The organism is Actinophytocola sp. (genome assembly GCF_036555685.1).
In the GTDB taxonomy this organism is placed as follows: domain Bacteria; phylum Actinomycetota; class Actinomycetes; order Mycobacteriales; family Pseudonocardiaceae; genus Actinophytocola.
This window is the reverse complement of record NZ_DATBKY010000191.1, coordinates 1-4473: the sequence shown is the minus strand read 5'-3', so window position 1 is coordinate 4473 and position 4473 is coordinate 1. Positions and strand designations below refer to the sequence as shown.

The 4473-nt window shown below is 72.3% G+C and carries 3 protein-coding genes and 2 pseudogenes; 3 read left to right on the top strand and 2 right to left on the bottom strand.

Features of this window, described 5'->3' with window-relative positions; translation table 11 throughout:
- Positions 1 to 258: pseudogene (locus VH969_RS18095) on the top strand (carbohydrate ABC transporter permease); the annotation flags it as partial.
- Positions 259 to 377: 119 nt separating this feature from the next.
- Here the strand turns inward: VH969_RS18095 and VH969_RS18090 are convergent.
- Both VH969_RS18090 and VH969_RS18085 read right to left on the bottom strand, forming a co-directional pair.
- Entirely contained in the window at positions 378 to 1172 is a 795-nt protein-coding gene (locus VH969_RS18090; protein WP_331975653.1) for a DeoR/GlpR family DNA-binding transcription regulator, read from the bottom strand.
- Complete coding sequence (locus VH969_RS18085) at positions 1162 to 3105, bottom strand: DUF5107 domain-containing protein (RefSeq protein ID WP_331975655.1); 1944 nt, start codon at positions 3103 to 3105, stop codon at positions 1162 to 1164. Before VH969_RS18085 ends, VH969_RS18090 begins: the two co-directional genes overlap by 11 nt.
- A gap of 182 nt (positions 3106 to 3287) precedes the next feature.
- Here VH969_RS18085 and VH969_RS18080 point away from each other — a divergent pair, with 182 nt between their 5' ends.
- Positions 3288 to 4199 (top strand): ROK family protein, encoded by a 912-nt coding sequence (locus VH969_RS18080; RefSeq protein ID WP_331975651.1) that lies wholly within the window; start codon positions 3288 to 3290, stop codon positions 4197 to 4199.
- A pseudogene (locus VH969_RS18075) lies at positions 4196 to 4473 on the top strand (N-acetylglucosamine-6-phosphate deacetylase); the annotation flags it as partial. The gene VH969_RS18080 and the pseudogene VH969_RS18075, both read left to right, overlap by 4 nt.

The window sequence follows — 4473 nt, the reverse complement described above, 5'->3', positions numbered from 1 at the left end:
CCCGGCATGGCCGCCGTCGCGATCTTCAACTTCCTCGGACTGTGGAACCAGTTCCTGCTGCCGGTGGCTCTGAACACCGACCCGAGCAGATATGTGCTGACCCAGGGGATGGCGGAGTTCGCCTCGCAGGCCGGCTACGCGGTCGACTTCGGGGCTCTGTTCGCCGCGGTCGTCATCACGGTCGTGCCGGTGCTGATCGTGTACGTGATCTTCCAGCGGCGGCTGGAGGGGTCGGTGTCCCGGGGCACGTTCCGCTGACCTTTGCGTGACCAGACGCGGGTTCGCGGTCAACGCGTTCGACCTGCCACCGGGCGGACAGCGAACCGCCTGGTGCGGGCTGGGCTGGATTGGGTGAGGTACGCCGCCAGCGGCGTGCGCTAGACGAGCGTGACGTCGACGCCGGCGTCCCGGAGGCGGCGAACCTGTTCAGGGTCGGCGGCGTCGTCTGTGACCAGTCCGTCCACTTGGTCGATCGTGCAGATCCTCGCCAGGGCGACGCCCCCGATCCTCTGTGAATCGGCCACCACGGTGACGCGCTGCGCCCGGGAAACCATCTCGGCGCTGATGCTGGACTCGCCGAGGTGCTCGCAGCTGGCGCCCTCCTCGGCGGAGATCGCGTCCACGCCTAGGAGCAGGTGGTGCAGCAGCAGGTCCTGCAGTACCCGGCTCGCGAACGGACCGTGCAGCTCGTAGGACTCCGGCCGGGCGACCCCGCCGATGCAGACGGTGCGGATGTCTGGCCGCAGCACCAGCTCACTCGCGATGTTCAACGCGTTGGTGACGACGGTGATCGTCTCGCGGCCGCTAGACCGCAGGTCTGCGCGCTGGCCGAGGTGCCGCGCGATGGCGGTGGTCGTCGTACCGCCGTTGAAGCCGACGACCTCTTCGGGCCGGACCAGCTCGGCCGCGGCACGAGCGATCCGCTCACGCGGGTCGCCAGGGGCGATGCGATATCGCGCGGGCAGGTCGTAGGCGACGGTGGTGGCGACCACGCCCCCGTGGGTGCGGGTGGCCAGCTGTTGCCGAGCGAGCTCCTTGAAGTCGCGCCGCACCGTGGCCGTGGAGACGCCGAGCAGCTCGGCGGCCTCGGTCACAGATAGCCGCTTGTGGATCGACAGCGCGTCGAGGAGCATCCTCCAGCGGCTGGACTGGTCAATCACCTCACCCGTCACCCGCACCTCCTGTGTCGGTCATGCGGAAGTCGAGATGCGCGGGGAGTGCGGCGCCCGGATGCAGCGCGTCCCAGACCTCACCGAGGACCGTGTCTCCCTCGGCGAGATCTTCGACGACCAGCGACTCCATGATCCCGGCGGCACGCTCGCGCTCCCCTTCGGCCAGCCGCGCCCGGGCCTCCAGCAGCCGGGTCCGGCCGTGTTCGCGCATCGCGGGGTCCAGGGCCGCGATGGCGTCCAGGCAGTCACCTGACCGTCCGGCGGCGAGCAGCCGCTCGAGTTGCTCCACGGCCAGCCCGCGGCAGTCCGGTCGGAGCCGCCGCGCCCGCGCGTACAGGTCGCACGCGCGATCATCATCGGCCAGCAGCGCCAGCCCTCGCAACGCCCACGAGTTCTCGCGGGCGGCCAGGCTCGCGTCGTACTGCTCGGCGGCGCGGCCTGGCTCGCCCCGTACGTGGGCGTTCACCGCGCGGGCCAGGTGCACCCACTCGGAGTCCGGCGCCTCGTCGAGGACGGCGCGCCAGCGGTCGGAGACCGGGGGCACCGGCAGCCGGCCTGCCGATTCCGCAAGTCCCTTGGTGTCACCGTCGAGCAGGTGGCGTGCCGGGAGGCTGTCGTCGTCGACCGGTGGGAACGGCAGGGCCCGGGTCGGTACAGCCTCCGGACGGGCCCGGAGCCTGAGCTCGACATGACCCCAGCCGGACCCGGTGCTTACGCGCTCGGCGACCGCGGCATCGGCCACCTCTGTGAGCCAGCGCTCGTGGATGGCCTCGAGGTGATCGCGGTCCGCCGCCTCATGCACGGCTGCCTGCGCAGCCGCGCACGCCTCGGCATATCCGCCCGCCACCGCTCCCGGGTCCAGGTCGACGCCACCGAACGCCTCGGTCCACGACACGCTCCCCCCGCCAGGCAGCCGGTCATGCTCGAGCTGCGTCGGGCACCATCCCGCCTGGATCTCGGCGTACCTCGCGCCCGGACCGCAGAGCCACTCCTGCCACCGCGAGCCGGACGGACCGCTGCCCCACAGGAACAGCTTCCGGCCCCGCAGCCCGCGCGTCGACGTCTGGGCGAAGCCGCCGCCGTCGGGCTCGACGGACACGATGTGCCGACCGCGCTGCCCCTGCAGGTCGTAGAAGTAGTCGGCGGGAGACCTGGAGGCCATCGGGTGGCTGATGTCGACGTCCGCGCGATCCGGGTACGGGACAGGCACCCGGATCAGGGCGCCGGTGTACTCGGTGCGCCAGGCGGCGTCCGCCGTGGTCAGCACGCGGGTCCCCGGCGATTCGGGCACCGCGATGTTGGTCCAGTAGTAGAGCGGCTTCTCCTCCGGGTCCGGGTTGATCACCCTGGTCGAGGCGTACAGCCGGTCCGACCCTGGGAGCAGGGAAAGGTCGACCTGCAGCACCAGGTCACGGGTCCGCTCCCACTCCCACAGCCGCAGCACGTCACCGTCCGGACCAGCAACCACTGCGGCGTGCATCGGCCGGCACGACAGCGTCGTGTGGCCGGTCGAGCCGAGGTTCCACTCGATGCCGCCGGCGAACCAGGCATCGGTCAGCCCGAAGTTCGCGAATTGCAGCACCGGATTGCGGAACAGCAGCTCACGCCCGCGGGCGTCGTCGTGCAACGACCAGACCCGGCCGCCAAGCGTCGGCAGCACGGTCGCGCGCAGCACCCCGTTTTCGAGCACGTACGCCGGGAGCTCGACCTCGCGCAGCGACCGGTTGTAGTCCTCCTGCAGGGGGTACGGGAGAGGGCTCTCCAGCCTGCCGTAGGCAACCCGCTCGAGCATGTCCGGCGTGGCACCCGGGCCGACGTCGGGGTAGGGCAGCTCCCGCAGCCGGGTGAACCGGGGCAACGGGCTCGCGGGACCGAGGGTCGCCGCCGGCAGGGTCAGGGCGGTGCGGCGTACCGTCGCCGCCGAGGAGGGCATGGAGACCACGGCGTCAGTCCAGCCGCTCGGGACGGCCGCCGATGACGACCTCACCCTTGGCCTTCTCGACCTGGCTGGCCTGCATCTCTGATTCTCCGCTCCCGCGCCGTATCACCGCGTGTGTTTCGGTTCAGTGCTCGGCCCATGCCGCGGAGCCTGGCCCGTTCCATCATCATGGACTCGTGGACGACGACGACGGGCTCGCACTCGCCCTCGACGTCGGCGGCACGACCATCAAGGCGGAACTGGTCGACCGCGCGGGGACCGTGGTGGCTTCCGAGCAACGGCCGACACCACAGGGGCACCGGGCACGCGACGCGGTCGCCGAGGTCGGCCGCACCCTGCTCGCGCAGCGACCCGGTGCGCCCGTGGTCGGCGCAGGCGTCGTCGTCCCGGGCCTGGTCGACCGCGAGGCCGGCATCGCGACGTACAGCGCCAACCTCGGGTGGCGCCACCTCGAGCTCGTCCGGTCACTCGGCGCCGAGTGGCGGCTGCCGGTTCGGGTCGCCAACGACGTCGCCTCCGGCGGTGTGGCCGAGCACAGGCTCGGCGCGGGTGTCGGCACAGAGGACCTGGTGTTCGTGCCCATCGGCACCGGCATCGCCGCTTCGATCGTTTCCGGGGGGCACCTGGTGACCGGGCACCGCGGCGAGACCGCGGAGATAGGGCACCTGGCCGTCCGGACCGGAGTCCGGTGCGCGTGCGGCCGTGACGGGTGCCTCGAAGCCATAGCGTCCGCGGCGGCGATCGCCCGCCGCTACGCCGGGCTGAGCGGATGCCACGTCACCGGCGCCCACGACGTCGCCGCCCGGCTGAGCACGGACGCCGTCGCGCGACAGGTCTGGCATGACGCGGTGGAAGCGCTCGCGGACGCGCTCGGCATCGTCTCGCTGCTCGTCGGCCCGGCCCTGGTGGTGATAGGCGGTGGACTCAGCCGGGCCGGCGAAGGGCTGCTGGACCCGTTGCGGGTCGCGCTCCGTCAGCGGACCCCCGTCGTCCATCCCGCCGACGTGACCGTGTCGGCCCTCGGCGACCGGGGTGGCGTGATCGGTGCTGCGCTCCTGGCCCGCGACGGATGGGCCCCGGAGTCATGACCGCGTTGGCGCTGGCCGGGCGGCTCGTGACGGCCGCCGGGATCCTGGACGGGGGCGTGCTCGAGGTCCGCCTCGACGGCACGATCGGATACGTCGGCCCGGCGTCCGGCTGGTCGGGCCCGGTCCCCGAGCCGGTCGACGCGGTCGCGCCCGGCTGTGTCGACATCCACTGCCACGGCGGTGGAAGCCACACCGTCACCTCGTGTGACCCGGCCGAGGTCGCCGCGGTCGCGGCGCACCACCTGTCCCGCGGCACCACCACGATGCTGGCCAG

Coding starts and splice junctions, on each gene's coding strand:
- VH969_RS18085 (WP_331975655.1), bottom strand. CDS start 3,105: ATGCCCTCCTCGGCGGCGACGGTACGCCGCACCGCCCTGACCCTGCCG.